Genomic DNA, 18,970 nt, shown 5'->3' on the forward strand with positions numbered 1-18,970 from the left:
TCAGATTTTCAGTGACCCAGATGCTTTTTTGGTCTTGGAATAAGCAAAAGTTCGGTTTGTCTTCCATTTACATATCGAAATCCTTCTTCGCCATAAAAACCAGCTTCTTCCAACATCACCCTGATATCCCTTTTCCATTCCGGGATATGGACCGTAGTATTCAATTCAATGGCGTACACCGTATTTGGGTTTAAAGGATAGTTTTCCCCATCATCCTTCATTACCCCGCCTTGAGCGTCCCACATTCCAATGGTCGTGCCGGCAGAATGCCCATAACTCCCTAAAGGGTGCGTATAAATCGCTGGGCGAAGTCCCGCTTCTTTCGCTTCTTGAAGTGATTTGGCCAAAATTTCGTTTCCGGTACGTCCCTTTATCATATTGGAAGTCAAAAAATCCTGGACTCGATTCCCTGCTTTCAATGCATCCACCAAAAATTTTGGTGCCCCCAGTTCATTAGGCTTTAGCACATAGGCCAATTCTTGGCAATCAGTATTCAACCGTAAATATGTAATTCCAAAATCACAATGTAACAAGTCCCCTGGCTGAATTACCATATCATCCGGTCTTCCTGAAAATGAGTATAAATGGCCTACCAACTCTTCGCTGGTTCGTTGTACATCGACCGTGGGATGAAACCAAGTTTCCAGTCCCAAATTAGTCACTTTTTCGCGCATCCACCACTCCACCTCTGTGGTTGTGGTGATTCCCGGAGTAATTACCTGTTCAGAAAAGGCTTCAGCAATAATATCATGGGTGATATCTACTAATTGATCATAAATGATCATCTCCCTCTCTGTGCGCGTTTCTATCCAACGCACTGCCAGTTGCTCTGCGGAGACCACTTTGGATTTATACTTTTTGGGAAGATTGGCCATAAACTCGTCATAATCCGTCTTATCGAGTCCATCTGCTATGTTGTGGTCCTTTGAAAAATTCAATCCTATTTTATTTGGATTTCGTTCTTCGATAAGTTCCATTAGCCGTCTCCATTGATTGGGTTCTTTCTCCTTGTCCCAGGCAGATTTGATACTTTTCCCTACATCATACCGGGCTACCGCTAATTTATCAATACTTCCCGCTTTCTTGTTCCTATAAAAAAGTAGAATAGTCCGACGCCTTGCGTTTAGCCATGTAGCAGGCAACATTGTCTTTAAAACTGGGTCTTCATTGTATTCCCGGGAAATAAGAATCCACATATCAATTCCCGTATCATCCATTAAATTTGGCAATAGGGTATTGAAACGTTCTTCCAGAATCTCGTCAACCACTCTAGCTCGTTCTTTTTCAGGAAGGATTTGCTGCGAAAACGAAAATTGCACACAAATTAGAGAACATAAAACAATGATTTTTTGCATAACCCAAATTTTGACTTAAAGTACAAAATTTGGGCAAGTTGCAGGGCATCATTACTGGCTACTTTCATAAGCTCTGACCAGCCGGATAAACTCAGATCGATATCCATTTATATCTATTCCCTTGCCATTTTCCGCCAGTTCGATAACATCATCGATATCAGTTTCATTGCTATATCTTGACTTTCTAACCTGCATCCCAAATAGGGCTACTGCACTAGCAAAGCTAAAGTCTCCCGAGAGTATTTTTTCCCTATTTGATACCACATGGACTATCTGATTACTCTTATTTTCATTTGGTTTCTTGTATCTTAATTTAACGGTCAATAATTCATCTGAAAATTCGTCCCTAATCTTTAAGTCGCTGTATTTTAACGGAATATGGTCCTTTGTAAACTCGTTTTCAATATTGACCGGAATAATTTCATAAAGTGCCGTTACTTTATGGCCGCTTCCCAACTCTCCAGCATCTTTTGTATCATCAATAAAATCTTCTGTTTCCAATATCCGGTTTTCATAACCAATCAACCTATAGGAGCCTACAAAGGCGGGGTTAAATTCTACTTGAATTTTCACATCTTTCGCAATGGTATGCAAGGTGCCGCCAAATTCTTTTCCAAACACTTTTTGCGCCTCTTGCATGGTATCGATATAGGCATGGTTTCCATTACCTTTATTGGCCAATATCTCCAATTTTGAATCTTTATAATTTCCCATTCCAAAACCAAGAACAGATAAAAACACGCCTGATTTTCTTTTTCTTTCTATTAGTTGTTCCATATCAAAATCACTGGATGCCCCAACATTAAAATCTCCATCAGTAGCTAGGATAACTCTATTATTTCCTTTTCTAACAAAGTTTTTTAAAGCTATCTGATAGGCGAGTTCGATCCCTTCCCCTCCAGCAGTGGAGCCACCTGCTTCCAGATTGTTCAAAGCCTCAAGTATTTTTTTCTTATTTGTTCCCGAGGTTGGTTCAAGTACCAAACCCGCTGCACCGGCATAAACTACAATAGCCACTTTGTCTTGTGCCCTCAATTGATTCACTAATAGTTTAAAGGTCTTTTTAAGAAGCGGTAATTTATTTTGATCTCTCATGGAACCTGAAACGTCAATCAAAAAAGTGAGGTTTGATGGTGGCAATTGATTCCTAGCGTATTCCTTGCCTTGAAGTCCTATTCGAACAAGCTTCGTGGTTGTATTCCAAGGAGTGGTAGCAACCTCGGCATGTATGCTAAAAGGGTGTTCTCCTCGTGGCTGTTCATAGGCATAATCAAAGTAATTGACCAATTCTTCTATTTTCACCGCTCCCGATTTCACTTCCTGACCATTGTTGATCATCCTTCGTATGTTACTATAGGAGGCCTTATCCATGTCAATGGAAAAAGTGGACAATGGATTAAAAAGCACCTGTTCAAATTTGTTTTCATTGATTCTCGCATAACTCTCATCATCTTCAACTTTGTAATTCCCACTTTTGGTCTCTATAACAATACAGCCTTTCGGTCCGGTAATACCAAAAGTGTTTTTGGCTCGTGTTGGTTTGTAAATATGCTTTTTCAGTATGGTATTAGGATGTAAATTTTCAATGATACTGTTGTTGGCTTGTGCAATAGGCTTGCCATCCACAATGTAAATCATATCGGCAACTGGTTTCTTCTTTTGTGCCTCTTTCACTAAAAGCCGTTGCTGTTTGGTAAGTAAACCATTCGTTGTAGTAATATGGACACCGGCCACTTTTCCTTGTAGAAGTCTTGCAATGTCCATTTTTTGAGTGTTTTGTGGTTGATTGGAGCTCACACTTGAGACTGAATATGCCAAGGATTTTTTCACTCTTCGCGCACCATAACCCACCACCACTACTTCATTAAAACTTGAAGCATCTTCTTCCAGAACAATTTTTATAGCAACCGCAACATCTTCGATGGTCACAAACTTATTTTTATAACCAATGTATGATATGATCAGTGTATCCCCTTTTTGAGCACTTATCTCAAAATTGCCATCAAAGTCGGTTTGGATACCCCTAGCTGTTCCTTGAACCAGCACACTGGCACCAGGCAAAGGTCCTGATGCATCAGATACATTTCCGCTAATTTTAGATAATTGCGCACTTGAGGCAAAAGCCAATAAGCATAGGATAAAAGTTATTATTGATTTTTTCATGACGGAATGGTTTTTAGTTAAATGCATTCATATTTGCGAAGTAGCTGGTTGCAGCTACTGAAGGAACGACCCTGATGGATTCAATGTCATTTGGATTCAAACTGTTAAGAATTGAAATGTTGTAGCGAACACCATCGACAATTACTTCATCAACATTAGTTCCTCTAAGTCGTATGGAAGGGATGCCAGAAAGTAAATTCTTATTTTGTACACGTAATGAAGGGACCCCAGCTTCCAAAGCGTTATAGATGTCAGGTTGTAACACCCAATTGGTATTTGGTATGCAATACACCTTGAAGGGATATGTTTTTACCTTACATTTTTCACTTTTACTTCTTTTTGTTTGAATGATGACCACTCCATTTTTACCCGCTCTTCCGTAGCACCCGAATGCAACCTCTGTATTCTTTAAAACATTGATTGAAACAATATCATCGAGGTTGATGTCTTTTAATGCCTCTTTGTTTGACCATGGTACTCCATCTACAACATATAGGGGTTCTTTATCTTCAATTAAAGTAGCTCCGCATCTTATAATAATTGGGTCTTCTTTTGTAGCAGAATTTTCATTTTGGGCCTTAAGGTTTATTGCACCCAATATTAATACTAGAAATACAATTTTTTTCTTCATGTTGGTAATTGTTTAAGTTTCCAAACAAACCTACATGGACATTAAAAAAATAAAAACAACCAATTAGGGAACAAGTGTTTTTAATGAGTAAAGCTAACGTTATAGAAGTTTTATGGTTTGTGACCGATGGATTTTTCCACTCTCGGTTTCAACAAAGGCGTCAATTTGAAATATCTCCTTTGGGATCTCATATTTACCAAAGTCCTTTATTGTTCCTACTTGTTTCAGGAGCTCTTCTCTGGAAATGTTAGAGGATTCAACCACCAATATCAATTTCTGTCCTAGGGATTTATCAGGAATACCGGCAACAAAAAAACGACCATCAATAATGGGGGACAGTTTTTTTTCTATTTGTTCTGGAATTAGTTTAATTCCACCAGAGTTTATAATGGAATCATATCTGCCCAACCATTCAAAAGTAGTTTCGCCCGTTATCTGAACCACATCATTGGTAATAACTTCTTGATCCGAAATATTTGGAGCTGTAATCACCAAACAATCCCTGTCATCTGTCGAAATGGAGATGTCAGGAAGTGTTTTAAAGCTGTTCTCGACTACGCTCGAACTGACATTGTTCAACTTTTTTACTGCTATATGGGTAATGGTCTCGGTCATTCCATAGGTTTCATAAACATCAGTAGGTGTATCTTTCAAGGCTTCTCCCAAAGATGTGGAAACAGGCGCTCCCCCTATAAGCAATGTACTTATTTGTGATAGTTGTGCAATGGAGTTTTCTACCTGCATGGGCACCATAGCCGCGAAATCAAAGTTGTTTTCAATACCTAATAATGGCGTTGAGGAAGGGGCTAAAGACCTTAAATTTAAGCCCAAGACCATAGCTCTGACCAACATCATTTTTCCAGCTATTCCATAGGTCGGTAAACAAAGTAAAGCTGTGTTTTTTGGAGAAAGTCCAAAGTGTTTCCCCGTAGCTATGGCCGAATTTACCATATGCAACTTTTTTAGTTCGATTTTCTTGGGTTTCCCTGTGGAACCAGAGGTATAAACTTCTGCAGCGGACTTATCTGTGGACCAATCCAACAAGAACTCGCCCATAGGTATTTCGTAATCCGACCCCTCCTTAACAAGGCTGCATCCCACCTCTTGAAGCTCATCAAACTTATAATGGACTCCATTTAGTTTAAAATCAGGGTGAACCTTACGCCATGTTTGATTCTGCATCATTTCGCGTCACGAATTCTTCCTTGGTCAATACTTTTCCAAATAATTTTTGGTTCCAGTTTGTCCAACCATACTTTTTGCCAAATACAATTAATAAGATTGGGAAGACCACCAGTACAGGGATTAATACATCCAGCCCTAGAGCCGGTTCGGAAATATCTTTATAAATGGAATGGGTCTGAAAAGCTGTCCAGTCAGCGGTTACCAAAAGTGCCGTAATTAGGTTATTTGCGGCATGGAAGCCTAGGGCAAGTTCCAGGCCTTCGTCCATTAACGTCATGATACCCAAGAAAAAGCCGGTTCCTATATAATAAATCATAATACCCATTCCCAGTTTTTCCACTTCAGGGTTGGCAATATGCATCACTCCAAACAACACCGAAGTGACCACTAAAGGCACCCAACGGTTTTTAGCCAGAATGCCAAGTCCCTGCATCATATGCCCACGAAACAAATACTCCTCAAAACTCGTTTGCAAAGGAACGAGGATAATAGCTATTATTGCCATGGGAATGAACTTGGACCAATCCAAATTAAATACGTAGTCGTCCGGGGAAAAATAAATGTCTATAGCAGTCAACAGAATTGTAACTCCACCCCAAAGTGCGAACGCATAGAATATTCGCTTCCAATCTATTTTTTTGCGCGAAGTGGTCAAAGAGGTGATGGATTGCCCGTGTACCAAATAAGTCCAGCCCAAAACAAAAAACAAGCCTGCCGCCAATGGTGCCAAAAGAATAATCAAAACTACATTGGAGCCCAATTGGTCAATCATTTGCTGCATGGCATCTTCCACACTTACGGGAGAAGTAACCGTAGCTATATAATTCAACGCCATAAAGCCAATAAACAGCACAGGGATTACAAAGTACTTCCAAAGTCCAATATTCCCTTTATATCCTTGTTCTATATACATAAATCTTCTATTAGATTAGTTTTCCATTCTTTTGCGCCCCTATAATACAATTTTCCGTTTGCAACTTCCAAAGGGCAGTCAAAATTATTGGTATACAAGCTTCCTGTTCCCAAACCTTGGGGCAAGGAGGTATTCTTCGCAAATGTCCACTGTGCAATTGCATTAAGTCCCACGTTACTTTCCAATGCACTGGTGACCCACCATCCTATTTGTTTTTGCCCGGCCAAATCTATCCATTCGGTGGAGCCTTTAAAACCACCAACCAAACTTGGTTTTAAAATGATATACTGAGGCTGTATGGTTTGTAGCAATTGTTGCTTTTCCGTTACATCAAAAATGCCGATTAATTCTTCATCCAATGCGATGGGTAAAGGGCTATCCTCACACAGTTCGGCCATTCTTTCCCAATTTTTAGGCTTTATGGGTTGTTCAATTGAATGGATTTCGTAGGCAGAAAGCCTATTTAGTTTGTCCAGAGCCTCTGTTGGTGAAAACGCCCCATTGGCATCGACCCGGAGTTCAATTTCATCTACTGTAAAGTTCTTGCGGATGGATTGCAAAATATCAAGTTCCTTTTGAAAATCGATAGCACCAATTTTCATTTTAATGCATCCAAAGCCTTGCTCAAGCTTTTGTTCCAATTGGGAAAGCATAAAAGCCTCGTCACCCATCCAAATCAGGCCGTTAATTGAAATTGGGGCTTCACTCTTTGTGAATTCCGAAGGAAATAAATGAAAAGGTGTTTCAGCTTGAAGGGATAGAATAGCTTGTTCCAAACCAAATTGAATCGAGGGGAATTCTGCGAGTTGGGCATACAATTGCTCTTCTCCCAAGTGAATGTTATCACAAACCCATACAAGTTTTTGTTCGTAGTCCGGTACATCATCAATACTCAGTCCTCGAAGAATTCCACATTCTCCAATACCAAGTTTGCCATCATTGTCAAGGATGAGGAACCAAGTTTCCTTATGGGTCATTATCCCTCTGGATGTTCCACTGGGAATTTTAAAATCAAGAATATACTTTTTGTAGACAGCCTTCATGCGGTTGCCCAAATTTAGTCATATTTTAAATCTAAAAAAGTTGAAAATTCCTAGACCGTGCAACAAAGCCAATTGCAGGCAAGCGTGGGATTACAATATGGAATCCTTGAATTGTAGCTACTATTACTTAACTAAAGTTAAACCAGAATCGAACCCCTTCATCCGCCTTATCGATGTTGAGTTTGGATTGTAGCTGGTTCACTAACCTGTTCATTAAGCGAATACCCATAGATGAATGTGTCCGTTCTTCGGTATCTTCCGGAAGGCCCACACCATTATCTGTATATTCAAAATAGCCTTGCTCACCATTTTTTCTGAGATGGATATAGATTTTTCCATTTTCATCATTCTCTGGGAAGGCATATTTGAAAGAGTTGGACACAAGCTCGTTCAAAATCAATCCAAATGGGATGGCTCGGTCGATATCCAATTCGGTTCCTTCGGCATCAATGGTAATGCTAATATTATGTCCTCCTTTCTTGTATACGGATTGAACGCTATTGATCAAGCTTTCGATGTACCCCTGCATTTCAATGACGGATAGATCATCGTTTTGGTAAAGTTTTTGATGGATCAATGCCATAGCCTTTACCCTACTCTTTCCTTCTTCCAGTGCTTCAATGGCCGACTTGCTCCGTGTGTTTTTGGTCTGTAAGCTCAACAAACTTGACACCATTTGGAGGTTGTTCTTTACTCTATGGTGGATTTCCTTCAACAACGAATCCTTCTCCACCAAAGCATTTTCTATAATATGTTTTTGTTCCGCAATCAAACGTTGATTCTTGATACTTTTCAAGTATGCATATACCAAGCCAGCAAAGCCAAGAAGTGTAAAAATCAATGATATAAACACCAAGTTGATGCGTTCATCTTTGGCCTTCATTTCACTTCGGGCCAGTTCATTGATTCTCTTTTGCTCATCAATCAAACGCTGGGAGTTTTCCAAATCTTCGTTAGCAACAATGGTTACCAGTTGTTGTTTGATAATTGAAGATTGTTTTTGGGCCAAAGAATCCTTGATTCTCTCATTGCGCTTGTAGTATGTGGCGGCATTTCTATAGTTTTCAACCTTGTCATAGTAAGCAGCCAACAAGCTATTACGCTTGATGTTTTGGAGCATGTTGATGTTTTCAAAGCCCATGTCCAAACTCCTCTTGGCAGCCAAATACTTTTCCAGTTGTAAATTGGCATCGGCAAGATTTAAGGTGTTTTCTATAACTTCATTTCTATAGTGGGTGTCCGGGGCAGATGACAATGCTTCGATACTACTTTCGAGCAATGGTATTGCTTCTTCGTATTCACCTAAAAGTACTTGGCATTTACCAATGTTACCCTCAATTTCAGCTTTCAACAAATCGCTCTCGAAGAGTTGTTCCTCCGTTTTCTGTGCGGAAATATCGTTAATAAAAACATCGAGATAGGCCTTAGCTTTTTTAAGTTCGCTTACCGCTGTGGGAGCTGAATTATCCAGTCTTAGGTAATTCCCGACCTTGTTATGGTATTTTGCCAATCCGTATGAATCGTTATCGGCAATGGTCGGCTTAACCTCCATTATGTACTGGTTTCTGGCCTTTCGGTGCAATCCAAGATTGCTATAGATATCATAAAAAGCTACGTTATCGGTAAACCCAAGTTCTCGTTTTTCTTTTCGCACCTCAATTTGCTTGTCATAAAGTTGGAGATTTGCATAATTATCATCCAACACATCAAGAACGATTTTTCTGGAATCCGGGTCCAACGTATCCTTTAAAGCATAAAGCTCCTTGGCCAAGGCCGTACTTTTATCGTACTCCCCCAAATCGTTATAAACCTGTGTTTGCATTACCATATATAAATAGGAAGCAATGGTATCGTTGGTTTTTTGTGCATTGGACAAGTAGATTTTTATCGTATCCAACCAATCGTATGCGGAATGGACATTGTAGCGATTGACCGAGCCAAAAAAGCTATCGAATCGGTTCGCGGAGCCATTCTCGGCCTGGAATTCCCTTAATGCACTGATTTCATCATTTTTCTCGGATTGGGCGGAAGCTCCCAATAGAAAAGCGAGGAAGAATATCGGGGTTATTTTTCTAAAATAGTCTAGCATGAATTTACCAAAGGTATCTGCAGCAAAAGTTGAACTACTTGTTACAATTTATTGTGTCATTTTTATTTAAAATGAACCTATTTTCGGTTTGAATGCCCCAATGCCAAACACGAAATACCTGGCAAGTTTTTAAGTGACCATTCTATTATTAGAACGTAGGTTTACCTACAAAATTAAAAGCTTGATAACTGACTTGTTCACTATTGTTGTGAAAGTGTCAATTTCTGTTGTGAAACGTGTTTGACCGTATGCAAAAAACCACTTTGTCGATGTTTTGTGCATTTCATGGAATACAAAAACTTATTTCAATCAAAAAAGGCCTTATCCTTTCGAACAAGACCCTTTTACGAGAACACTATATGAAAATGAAAAAATTACTTTTCTGAACTAATAACACTGCTAAAGTATAGGCATGGACCAAGTAATGAAAACTATTGTTGTGAACTCCTCAAAAGTTGTGGTCATTGATTTAAATGTATTTGTAACAAAAAAAAGTGCCCTAAAAAAGGGCACTTCAAATATCATGTATTTCCTATCCTTTAGCTATTCATGGATGATATAATAAATTCCTTGAAATCTTTGGAAATAGGGATTAGATTATTGTTGATCATAATATCCTTGGAGTTTATCGCATCAATATGGTCCACATTTACAATGTAAGACTTATGAGCGCGGTAAAACTTGTTCTTTGGCAGTTTCTCCAAATAATCCTTTAATGGTGAACGTACCAAGAACTTCTTATCCACAGTATTCACCTCCAGGTATACATTATCCGCTTTGATAAACTGTATGTCTCCAAATTGGATGCGATAATACAAATGTTGTTTCTTAACGAAAATTGAATCTTTCAAAACAGAATTGGACGTAAAGGCGTCGCCTTCATTCCCTGCTATCTCTTTGGTCTTCTCTTTTCGTGCATAATTGAAATTGGACAAGGCAATTTCAATGGAAGTATATAGGTCTTGCTGTTCGAAAGGCTTAACCAAATAACCATCTGGTTTTACGGTCTTAGCATTTTCAACTGTTGCTCTGTCAGAGTTTGAGGTCACAAATATGAACGGAATGTTATATACATCCCTAATATGTTTTCCAAGATCTATACCTGTTTTGTCGGAAGCTAGAATAATATCAATCAACACTAAGTCAACATGATTGTTCTTGAGTACTTCTACGGCCTGCTCGTAAACTATTACATTGTCCACAATCTCATACCCAATTTCCTCAAGCATCGATTGCATGTCATCTGCAATTATTACATTATCCTCTACAATTAGAATCTTAATAGGGTGTTCCAAGTCGATTAATGTTTAGTGGGTTAACCTCAAAATTACAAAAAAATCTTAACTGCCAAGAAGAACATTATGGACAATAGAAAGGTGCTCAACGCCAATTTTTTGAGTTCTCCATCCAATTTTACGGGTTCTTTTGTGCCCATAACTCTTTTTAAATGGATAAAAATCGGTATAAAGGCGAATAGATAAAATGTGTTCTGTATTGGAATATTTTTGATCCAAGTGAAGCAAAGTAAGCAAGCAAAGGCCGCGGTTATCAAAAAGAAATGATATCGCTTACCATTGTCGAATCCCATTTTAACCACCATTGTAATTTTTCCATGCTTTTCGTCTGAAAGCACATCCCTTAAATTGTTGAGATTTAAAACACCTACACATAATAATCCAATGGCTGTTGCAGGCAAAAAGGAAGTCCAGTCCAAACTTTTGGTGAACAAGAACATACTGCCCAAGACCCCCAGCAGACCGAAGAAAAGAAAAACAAAGACATCTCCCAGGCCTTTATATCCATAAGGATTTGACCCCATAGTGTATCGAATGGCTGCCCAGACACTAAGAATGCCCAAAACCACAAAAAGAAGAATAAGCCTAAGATTTTCAATCCCGAAGGAAACATAAATCAATAGCAGCGCCAAAAGTAAACTGACAATGACCGAAACGATTACACCGCGTTTCAAAGCCGATCTCGAAAGCAATCCGCTTTGTAATGCCCTGGCAGGTCCAATCCGGTCCTCATTATCCGTTCCTTTTACACCATCACCATAATCATTGGCAAAGTTTGATGTAATTTGAAAAGCGACCGTGGTCAACAACGCCAGTAAAAAGATGGTAAGGTCAAAGAAATCTTCCATTCCCGCCAAAGCGGTACCTACAATGATTCCTGATAATGATAAAGGTAAAGTACGGAGTCGTGCGGCCTGTACCCAAGCCTTAAAGTTACCCAAGATTAATAGGGGTCTTCAATTTTTACCCTTTTTCCATCTTGGTAAGAAGCTACAAAAGCATCTTTGAAGCCCATGTTCACCAATTGTTTTCTAAAGGATTGTGCCTCATCCAAGGTTTCAAAATTTCCAAGGGAGTATGCATAAAAAGGATTGGTCTTCACAAAAAGCGTATTGGTAAGCGCTTCAGAAGCGAGAGTCACATTATTATCAACAAAGGATTTCACCTGTACGGAATAGATGGTTTCCTTATCTAAAAATGCCTTTGCCAAATAAAATTCACGTACCAGACTCAGCTCCTCGTTCTGGGATTTAAGATTGTCAATCCGAGTCTTGATAGCATCCAAACTATCGATGGAAACCAAAAGATTGCTCTGGCTCTCGAAGGAGTTCTTACTACTTAAACCTGCGGTAAACGAAGTGATAGCCAAGGTTCCAACAACGAAGAGAATGGTAATCCCCAAAAGTACATTTCGTTGAAGTCTGATTTTTCGCAGATCCTTGTTCTTATATTTTATTTGGTCTAAAAGTCTTTCGTTGATTATCTGGGCCTTGTCGATATCCTTGTGCAGGTCCAGCAAATCACTTTCTTCGATAAAGGGCATATTAGGCTAGTTTTTAATTTCTTACACCATGCTAATAGTATAATTGTCAATAAGTTAATCTCGTACTTACAAATGTAAAATTTTTGTGAAAAGAAAAAAACGAAACCATAGAAAATAAACTGTTGAAAAGCTACTTTATAATAGCTCGCATCCTTTATACCAAGTGAATTCCGTCGTCCTCGATGGTTATTTTTCGCTCTTTGTACAGAATCCCGATTGCTTTTTTGAAGGATTTCTTGCTTAAGTGGAGTTGCGATTTGATTAGGTCAGGAGAGGATTTATCATGTAATGGCAAAAAACCATTGTTCTGCTGAAGCTTGTCAAAAACCATTCGCGCCGTAGGTTCCAACATTTTGGCTCCAATGGGTTGTAAGGCCACATCGACTTTATTATCCGGTCTAACATTTTTGATATACCCGGTAAGCTTATCCCCTATCGCTATCGGTTTAAAAACATCCGTTTCAAACACTAGCCCCTTATGCTTGTTGTTTATGATCACTTCCCATCCTAAAGGTGTTCTTCGGCATACCAAAAGATTTACTTCTTCATTGGGCTTGCATGTCAGCTCTGTGTTGGACAAAAATTTGTCAATTCTATTGGAGCCGGTCAATCTGAAGCTTTCCTCATCCAAATAACAATGGATCACATATTTTTTGCCAGCTTCCATTCGCTTGGTCTGTTCCCTAAAGGGAACCAATAAATGCTTTTCCAATCCCCAATCCACAAAGGCTCCAAACGAACTCACCTCAACAACTTCAAGAAACGCAAAACCATGACGAACCACATGCGGTTTTAAAGTTGTGGCAACTGGTCTTTCGTTATTATCGAGGTAACAGAAGACCTCAAGATCTGCGTCAATTTGAAAATCATGAGGTACATATTTGTTGGGCAAAAGAATTTCAGTTCCTTCATCATCCCCAAGAAATAGTCCGACACTTGTGCTACGCAAGACCTTTAAAGTATTATAGTTTCCCAATTCTATCATAGGCGCAAAGGTAGATGGAAATTATGGGTATAAAAAAAGCCACCTAAGGGTGGCTCCATTTAAGCTGGGTAGTATGTTAATTGTATACGGATTCCTTGCCAAAATGTTTGGTCAACATATAATAAATTACGGCTCTATACTTGTTTTTATCCGATCTTCCATAAGTATCAATGACGCCGTTTATGGTATCCAACAATTCAGGTCCATCAGATAAACCCAATTTCCCTATCAAAAAATTGTTTTTAACCGTGTCCAATTCTTTCTCGCTGGAGCCGGAAACCCGCGAGGAATCCAAATTATAAATGGATGGGCCCAATCCTACGGTAACCTTGGTCAATAAATCCATATTTGGGGTTTCGCCAAATTTATCCTGGATGTCGATTGCATATTTTTTAATCAAATCGTCTCTTTTACTCATGGTGTTTTTGGTTATTTAGTCTAAAAATCGACCTAAGATATAAAATCAAAATACTCAAGCAAAATCCTGTCATTTTCCAATCTCGGAGTGAATACCTCCATGATTTTTGGACGTTCTGAAGCATCGTAGAAGTCCACCAATTCCTCCTTGAGACTGGTTTCATTTTCAACACTTATGTATTGAAATCCAAACATCTTCGACAAATGCTCGGCATTAAGCTCATGGTTTGTTTCAAAAAAGGTCGAAAACTCCTTTGAATCCTCCTTTCCTGGCAATATCCGGAAGATTCCGCCACCAGAATTGTTAATGAGAACTATGCGAAAATCAGAACGGATGTAGTCATTCCAGAGTCCATTACTGTCATAGAAAAAACTAAGGTCGCCGGTTATCAAAAGCGTTGGCTTTGTATTGTGGACGGAGCCCCCTACCGCTGTTGAGGTACTGCCATCAATACCACTGGTTCCCCGATTACAAAACACTTCCAATGAGGAATGCATTGCAAACAGTTGTGTATAACGTACCGTCGAGCTATTCGCCAAATGTACTTGGTACGCATTCGGAATGCTTCTTTGCAAACAATCAAACGCCTTGAAGTCTGAAAAGGGTATTTGTTCTAAATATTCTTGACGCTTTTCTTCGTATCTGTTCTTTACTCTACTCCAATGCTCGCGATATTCGCTTTTAGTACTGGTAGAATCGTGAATGTTTTCAAAAAACATATTTGGGTCTACTTTGATATGGTCTGATAAACCGAAAAATGTATCATACGCCTTCTTCTGATCAACATGCCAATGAGTCTTGGGTTTATATTTTCGAAGAAAGGCCTTTATTTTTTTGGATACGATCAACCCCCCAAAAGTTACCAAAACATCTGGTTGCAATTCGCTAAAAAGTGCTGCCTTATTTTCTGATTTTTCAATGGGCGCTACAATACTGTCAATGCTAGGAAAAAAATTGGGGTGATGTACGTTTGAGGTAGTTTCCGTAAATACCAAAACACTTTCATCCGCTGCGAGTTGTTCCAAGGTTTTATCATCAATGGTATTCGGGTGATTTACCCCTACCAAGACCATTTTCCGTTTGCTGCTGTTCCAAACAGTTTTGATTTTTTCCCAATCTATCCCATTAACTTCCTGATCAACATTCTCCGGAGATTGAGGGGCTTCTATTTCGGAAGCCGTTGTTATGCCATACAGTGGCTCTTCAAAAGGAATATTGATATGAACAGGCGCTCGATTCGCAATTGCTGTATGTAAAGCTCTATCAATTTCTCTTTCATTGCGTCTTTGGATTTCATCTTGTGATTTGGCCAAATAGTCCGGAGCAAACTCAGCAATAGTATCCCCAGCATGTGAAACGTCCTGTTCTAAACTGGCATTGTAGGCAATGTGTTTTTCAAAAACATTTTTTTGCCTAATGGTCTGCCCATCCCCTACATCTATCTTATAGCTAGGTCTATCTGCGGAAACCACCACCAACGGAATATCACTGTAAAATGCCTCAGCGACGGCTGGATAGTAATTCAACAAGGCACTGCCCGAGGTGCAAACAACAGCCACCGGTTCGCGTAATTGCTGGGCCATACCCAACGCGAAAAAGCCAGCACTTCTTTCATCAACAATACTAAAACAATTGAAATAGGGATTCTTTGTAAAGCTTAAAGTCAAAGGAGCATTTCTCGAACCTGGCGAAATCACTATGTTCTGAATCCCCCTAGTTTTGAAATAAAGAACTAATGTCTGTGCAGAGGGAATGTTGGAATACGTCATTGCATACAAAAATACGTTCCAAAAGTATATTTGCCCAAAATCGGACGAAGGAAGTTAGAGAATGTTGAGCATGGTCCGGCTTTTGTTCTGGGTCTCAATCCATTCCTTTTCCGGGTCCGAGGCAATAGTGATCCCCCCGCCCACAAAAATCGCAGCGCTTTGATCCTTTAATTCCATACATCGCAGGTTCACATAAAGTGCTATTTCTCGCCCGCTGTCAAGATTTAATTCTCCTAAAAACCCAGTATAAAAAGTACGTTCATAGTTTTCATTTTTTGCAATGAAAGCTTTGGCGGATTCAACAGGTATTCCACATACTGCCGGAGTCGGATGCAAGGCGGCAACGATTTCCTTTAAGTTGGTTCCGGTAAGGATTAATCCTTTTATTTCTGATTTTAGATGCCAGAGTTTCCCAGCTTTGATGGATTCCGCTTGGCCAATTTCCAAAGTATCCATTTTATCGGCCAGTCGTTTTTGGATATAGTCAGAAACCATTCGCTGCTCCTCGATTTCCTTAGTTCCCCAATTTGGTGGATTCGATCCGTCAATGGGCAATGTGGCGGCCAGTGACATGGTTCTTAACTCGTTTCCTTTGATTTTCACCAAGGTTTCTGGAGTGCCACCACACCACATACCAACTTTAGGGTGAAAAAACCAATAACAAAAAGCGTTAGGGTAACTCCTTAGAAGATCTGTGAACATTTCATCCGGGTTTTTGGAATGCGTGACTTCAATTCTCCGAGCTAGGACTACTTTTTCCAAGTTTCCTTTTTTGATTTCGCCGATCCCGGCTTCAACCAACTTCAGATGTGTTTCCTTTCCTTCGTTGGACATCTCAATGCTTGAAGAATTCCGTGCTGCCTCCACCTCAAAATTTGAAGTGATCATCTTGTCAGGTCGAATCAGCACAGCATCCTGATTGTCATCAAAGGGAGCAAAAACAAATCCACTTTCCGTGAAATCAATGGCTAAATTCAGCCCATCGTTGGATTGGAAGATACCAATCACTTCCTGCTCTTTGGGTTTTCTGTAGAGCACAAATGGCTGATTATTTTCGATACTAAGACCAGTCTCGGTCAAAAGTTGGGCAAACGCTTTATTATTTTGGAAGGGCAATGGTGGTGAGTTTACAGTTGGAAATTAGGTTACCCTCTTCGTTGGTGATTTTTATTTCCCAAAGTTGGGTGGTGCGCCCCTTGTGCAGTATGGTTGCCTTGGCATAAACATAACCTTCACGAATTCCCTTGACATGGTTGGCCGCAATTTCAATCCCCCTAACTGCAAATTTTTTGGTATCCAAAAAAATATGGGCTGCGGCACTACCAACGCTTTCGGCCAAGGCCACCGTTGCTCCCCCGTGCAAGACACCATCTGGTTGGTGTACCTTGGGAGTTACCGGCATTCGGGCCACCAAAAAATCTTTTCCCGCATCGGTATATGTGATATCCAAAGTCTCCATTAGCGTCCTCTTGGAAATTGCATTACATATGGATAGAATTTTCTCTTTATCCTCGCTCATCTATCTATTTTTCGTAAAATTACACAAAGCTATTGCAATATTTGATTTCGTTCCCAAGACAAACTGAATTCAATGGAAAAAACCGTCACTTATTCAACAACAAATACCTACCACACCTTAAATGCCCTCACCAAAAAAACGAAGAATGTCTGGATTGTGTTTCATGGGATGGGTTTTTTAAGCCGTTTTTTCATCAAACACTTTCAAAAACTTGATCCCGATGAAAATTATATCATAGGCCCCCAAGCACCCTCCAAATATTACTTAAAAGATGAGTTTAAATACGTGGGTGCCAGTTGGCTTACCAAGGAAAATACGGTTTCAGAAACCGCAAATGTGCTCAGCTATGTGGATGCAGTTTTCGAAGCAGAGCAGATACCCTCAGATTGTAATTTGATCATCTTTGGATTCTCCCAAGGAGTTTCCATTGCATTGCGTTGGATGGTTAAAAGAAAAATCAAGTGCGGCCATTTGATTCTTTATGCTGGCGGAATTCCCAACGAACTCAAAAAAGAACATCTTGATTTTGTTGATTGGGACACTTTGAAAATAAAGGTTATCTATGGCAATTTGGATGAATACCTACAGGGCGACAGATTGCTCATGGAGGAGAAAAAGATGAAGTTGTTATTTGATGATAACCTAGAGGTGATCCCCTTTGAAGGCGGACATGAACTAAAACCTGAAATCATACAAAATCTCGTTTGAATCTATGAAAACCAGCGATAGACAAGTGATGCATGTGACCTTGGTGGTCAGGGATTATGACGAAGCCATTGAATTTTACACCCAAAAGTTGGGTTTCAAGTTAAAAGCGGATATTGATTTGGGCGATGGAAAAAGATGGGTATTGGTTAGCCCAAACGAATCTGGCTGCGATATTTTATTGGGCAAAGCTAAAAATGACAAAGAGAGGGAGGCCATTGGAAACCAAACTGGAGGCAGGGTATTTCTTTTTTTGCATACCACTGATTTCTGGGGAGATTACGAAGCGATGAAATCCAAGGGAGTTGTTTTTAAGGAACAACCTCGGGAAGAAACATATGGGACGGTGGTGGTTTTCGAAGACCTTTATGGCAACCTTTGGGATCTATTGCAAATGAGATAACCTATTTGTTGGGGTCCTCTTCTACCTGCTCTTTTGGATAGTATGTAATTCTCCGTGTTATGTAACTATTGTCCGGTGTGATGATCTGCTTGATCCAATTTTTCTCCTCATTGTTGTCAAACTGGAAGATGTATTCCTTAGTGGATTCAGCGTTTGGAGTTTTGGTGACCTCTTTTTCCAGCATTCCATCGGCATCGTACAAACAGAACTTCTTTTTGTCAGCAACAAATTTCTTCTTCGTCAGATCGTAACTAAAGGTTTCTTTGGAAATCAGTTTCCCCTCAGCATCAAAAACATCTTCAAAAGCCACATTGGGTTCTCCATCGATATATTCTTTGGTCAACACTGCTTTCTGAACACCTTTGGATGTCTTTTTTTCTGAGGTTCGAACAGATTTTTCTAGGATTTCGTTAACAATATGGCTTACAGTGCTTTCCCTTTTATAGGATGTGTATTCCAAAACTGTCTCGTCCACACCCTCCGCATTGGAGGTCGTAATCTTTGTCAACCGGTCGTTTTCATCAAATAGGTACTCCTGAAGCTCTAAAAACTCTTTGTCATAAGAGATTATTTTTTCGGAAATCTTTTTATTCGGAACAGTATCTATCGTGTAGAAATTGGCCATGGACGTTGCTGCGTCCAAAACATTGTTTTTATAGCTCTCCATCCGTTTTTCCAACAACTCCCCTCCAGAATACTTGTAATAGGTTATATCTTGATCTGTTTCGTTGTACTGGGTAACCGTTTTGGTAAGCAGGCCCTCTTCGTTGAACTCAAAAAGCTCTCTTCCATAATCAGTGATAACCAAACATGATTTCACCTTTCCTCGAAGGTCAAAATCGTTCACCCTAAATATTTGTATTTCTTGGGGAAACATGTTTAGACTCAGGAACAAAAAGAAAAACCAGATGTAGTTTTTTAGCATAGGGTAAAGTTACTCTTAAATGAAACAAT

General features: G+C 39.6%; 18 protein-coding genes. 2 read left to right on the forward strand and 16 right to left on the reverse strand.

Annotation, left to right across the window (positions count from 1 at the left end; translation table 11 throughout):
- Nucleotides 1-8: 8 nt before the first annotated feature.
- The 15 genes from ACULLH_RS13615 to ACULLH_RS13685 form a co-directional block, all read right to left on the reverse strand.
- On the reverse strand, nt 9-1,355 hold the full coding sequence (locus tag ACULLH_RS13615) for a M24 family metallopeptidase (protein ID WP_454089304.1): 1,347 nt from the start codon (nt 1,353-1,355) through the stop codon (nt 9-11).
- Nucleotides 1,356-1,406: 51 nt separating this feature from the next.
- Nucleotides 1,407-3,518, reverse strand: a complete 2,112-nt coding sequence (locus tag ACULLH_RS13620; RefSeq protein WP_454089305.1) for a YfbK domain-containing protein — start codon at nt 3,516-3,518, stop codon at nt 1,407-1,409.
- A gap of 13 nt (nt 3,519-3,531) precedes the next feature.
- Nucleotides 3,532-4,149 (reverse strand): TonB-dependent receptor plug domain-containing protein, encoded by a 618-nt coding sequence (locus ACULLH_RS13625; protein WP_454089306.1) that lies wholly within the window; start codon nt 4,147-4,149, stop codon nt 3,532-3,534.
- Between the two features lie 99 nt (nt 4,150-4,248).
- Complete coding sequence (locus tag ACULLH_RS13630) at nt 4,249-5,334, reverse strand: AMP-binding protein (protein ID WP_454089307.1); 1,086 nt, start codon at nt 5,332-5,334, stop codon at nt 4,249-4,251.
- Complete coding sequence (locus tag ACULLH_RS13635) at nt 5,309-6,247, reverse strand: CPBP family intramembrane glutamic endopeptidase (protein ID WP_454089308.1); 939 nt, start codon at nt 6,245-6,247, stop codon at nt 5,309-5,311. The genes ACULLH_RS13630 and ACULLH_RS13635 overlap by 26 nt, the downstream gene beginning before the upstream one ends.
- Nucleotides 6,238-7,290 carry an o-succinylbenzoate synthase gene (locus tag ACULLH_RS13640; RefSeq protein ID WP_454089309.1) on the reverse strand — a complete coding sequence of 351 codons (1,053 nt, stop codon included), beginning with the start codon at nt 7,288-7,290 and terminating at the stop codon, nt 6,238-6,240. Before ACULLH_RS13640 ends, ACULLH_RS13635 begins: the two co-directional genes overlap by 10 nt.
- 127 nt (nt 7,291-7,417) lie before the next feature.
- Nucleotides 7,418-9,379, reverse strand: a complete 1,962-nt coding sequence (locus tag ACULLH_RS13645; protein ID WP_454089310.1) for a sensor histidine kinase — start codon at nt 9,377-9,379, stop codon at nt 7,418-7,420.
- Nucleotides 9,380-9,918: 539 nt separating this feature from the next.
- The gene (locus tag ACULLH_RS13650) at nt 9,919-10,674 is read right to left on the reverse strand and encodes a LytR/AlgR family response regulator transcription factor (protein ID WP_454089311.1); all 756 of its coding nucleotides are present in this window, start codon (nt 10,672-10,674) and stop codon (nt 9,919-9,921) included.
- 32 nt (nt 10,675-10,706) lie between these two features.
- Nucleotides 10,707-11,615, reverse strand: a complete 909-nt coding sequence (menA, locus tag ACULLH_RS13655) for a 1,4-dihydroxy-2-naphthoate octaprenyltransferase (RefSeq protein ID WP_454089312.1) — start codon at nt 11,613-11,615, stop codon at nt 10,707-10,709.
- A 2-nt stretch (nt 11,616-11,617) separates the two neighbouring features.
- Complete coding sequence (locus ACULLH_RS13660; RefSeq protein WP_454089313.1) at nt 11,618-12,217, reverse strand: SPOR domain-containing protein; 600 nt, start codon at nt 12,215-12,217, stop codon at nt 11,618-11,620.
- Between the two features lie 154 nt (nt 12,218-12,371).
- The gene (locus tag ACULLH_RS13665; RefSeq protein ID WP_454089314.1) at nt 12,372-13,202 is read right to left on the reverse strand and encodes a CvfB family protein; all 831 of its coding nucleotides are present in this window, start codon (nt 13,200-13,202) and stop codon (nt 12,372-12,374) included.
- Nucleotides 13,203-13,278: 76 nt separating this feature from the next.
- Complete coding sequence (locus ACULLH_RS13670; protein ID WP_454089315.1) at nt 13,279-13,620, reverse strand: DUF2853 family protein; 342 nt, start codon at nt 13,618-13,620, stop codon at nt 13,279-13,281.
- A 32-nt stretch (nt 13,621-13,652) separates the two neighbouring features.
- The gene (gene menD, locus ACULLH_RS13675; protein ID WP_454089316.1) at nt 13,653-15,389 is read right to left on the reverse strand and encodes a 2-succinyl-5-enolpyruvyl-6-hydroxy-3-cyclohexene-1-carboxylic-acid synthase; all 1,737 of its coding nucleotides are present in this window, start codon (nt 15,387-15,389) and stop codon (nt 13,653-13,655) included.
- Nucleotides 15,390-15,443: 54 nt separating this feature from the next.
- Entirely contained in the window at nt 15,444-16,505 is a 1,062-nt protein-coding gene (locus ACULLH_RS13680) for an isochorismate synthase (protein WP_454089317.1), read from the reverse strand.
- The gene (locus tag ACULLH_RS13685; RefSeq protein ID WP_454089318.1) at nt 16,489-16,908 is read right to left on the reverse strand and encodes a PaaI family thioesterase; all 420 of its coding nucleotides are present in this window, start codon (nt 16,906-16,908) and stop codon (nt 16,489-16,491) included. The genes ACULLH_RS13680 and ACULLH_RS13685 overlap by 17 nt, the downstream gene beginning before the upstream one ends.
- Before the next feature lie 72 nt (nt 16,909-16,980).
- On the opposite strand from ACULLH_RS13685, the gene ACULLH_RS13690 reads away from it, so the two are divergent.
- Nucleotides 16,981-17,616, forward strand: a complete 636-nt coding sequence (locus ACULLH_RS13690; protein ID WP_454089319.1) for an alpha/beta hydrolase — start codon at nt 16,981-16,983, stop codon at nt 17,614-17,616.
- 4 nt (nt 17,617-17,620) lie between these two features.
- Nucleotides 17,621-18,016, forward strand: a complete 396-nt coding sequence (locus tag ACULLH_RS13695; protein ID WP_454089320.1) for a VOC family protein — start codon at nt 17,621-17,623, stop codon at nt 18,014-18,016.
- 1 nt (nt 18,017) lies between these two features.
- On the opposite strand, the gene ACULLH_RS13700 is transcribed toward ACULLH_RS13695, so the two are convergent.
- Entirely contained in the window at nt 18,018-18,893 is an 876-nt protein-coding gene (locus ACULLH_RS13700; protein ID WP_454089321.1) for a hypothetical protein, read from the reverse strand.
- Nucleotides 18,894-18,970: the final 77 nt, after the last annotated feature.

It is taken from the genome of Flagellimonas sp. 2504JD4-2, assembly GCF_053642935.1.

Excerpts from the sequence above, each read along its gene's own strand:
- ACULLH_RS13670 (WP_454089315.1), bottom strand. The coding sequence starts at position 13,620 with ATGAGTAAAAGAGACGATTTGATTAAAAAATATGCAATCGACATCCAG.
- ACULLH_RS13630 (WP_454089307.1), bottom strand. The coding sequence starts at position 5,334 with ATGATGCAGAATCAAACATGGCGTAAGGTTCACCCTGATTTTAAACTA.
- ACULLH_RS13685 (WP_454089318.1), bottom strand. The coding sequence starts at position 16,908 with ATGAGCGAGGATAAAGAGAAAATTCTATCCATATGTAATGCAATTTCC.
- ACULLH_RS13700 (WP_454089321.1), bottom strand. The coding sequence starts at position 18,893 with ATGTTTCCCCAAGAAATACAAATATTTAGGGTGAACGATTTTGACCTT.
- ACULLH_RS13645 (WP_454089310.1), bottom strand. The coding sequence starts at position 9,379 with ATGCTAGACTATTTTAGAAAAATAACCCCGATATTCTTCCTCGCTTTT.
- ACULLH_RS13665 (WP_454089314.1), bottom strand. The coding sequence starts at position 13,202 with ATGATAGAATTGGGAAACTATAATACTTTAAAGGTCTTGCGTAGCACA.
- ACULLH_RS13695 (WP_454089320.1), top strand. The coding sequence starts at position 17,621 with ATGAAAACCAGCGATAGACAAGTGATGCATGTGACCTTGGTGGTCAGG.
- ACULLH_RS13690 (WP_454089319.1), top strand. The coding sequence starts at position 16,981 with ATGGAAAAAACCGTCACTTATTCAACAACAAATACCTACCACACCTTA.
- ACULLH_RS13625 (WP_454089306.1), bottom strand. The coding sequence starts at position 4,149 with ATGAAGAAAAAAATTGTATTTCTAGTATTAATATTGGGTGCAATAAAC.
- ACULLH_RS13640 (WP_454089309.1), bottom strand. The coding sequence starts at position 7,290 with ATGAAGGCTGTCTACAAAAAGTATATTCTTGATTTTAAAATTCCCAGT.
- ACULLH_RS13615 (WP_454089304.1), bottom strand. The coding sequence starts at position 1,355 with ATGCAAAAAATCATTGTTTTATGTTCTCTAATTTGTGTGCAATTTTCG.
- ACULLH_RS13620 (WP_454089305.1), bottom strand. The coding sequence starts at position 3,518 with ATGAAAAAATCAATAATAACTTTTATCCTATGCTTATTGGCTTTTGCC.
- ACULLH_RS13635 (WP_454089308.1), bottom strand. The coding sequence starts at position 6,247 with ATGTATATAGAACAAGGATATAAAGGGAATATTGGACTTTGGAAGTAC.
- ACULLH_RS13660 (WP_454089313.1), bottom strand. The coding sequence starts at position 12,217 with ATGCCCTTTATCGAAGAAAGTGATTTGCTGGACCTGCACAAGGATATC.
- menD (WP_454089316.1), bottom strand. The coding sequence starts at position 15,389 with ATGACGTATTCCAACATTCCCTCTGCACAGACATTAGTTCTTTATTTC.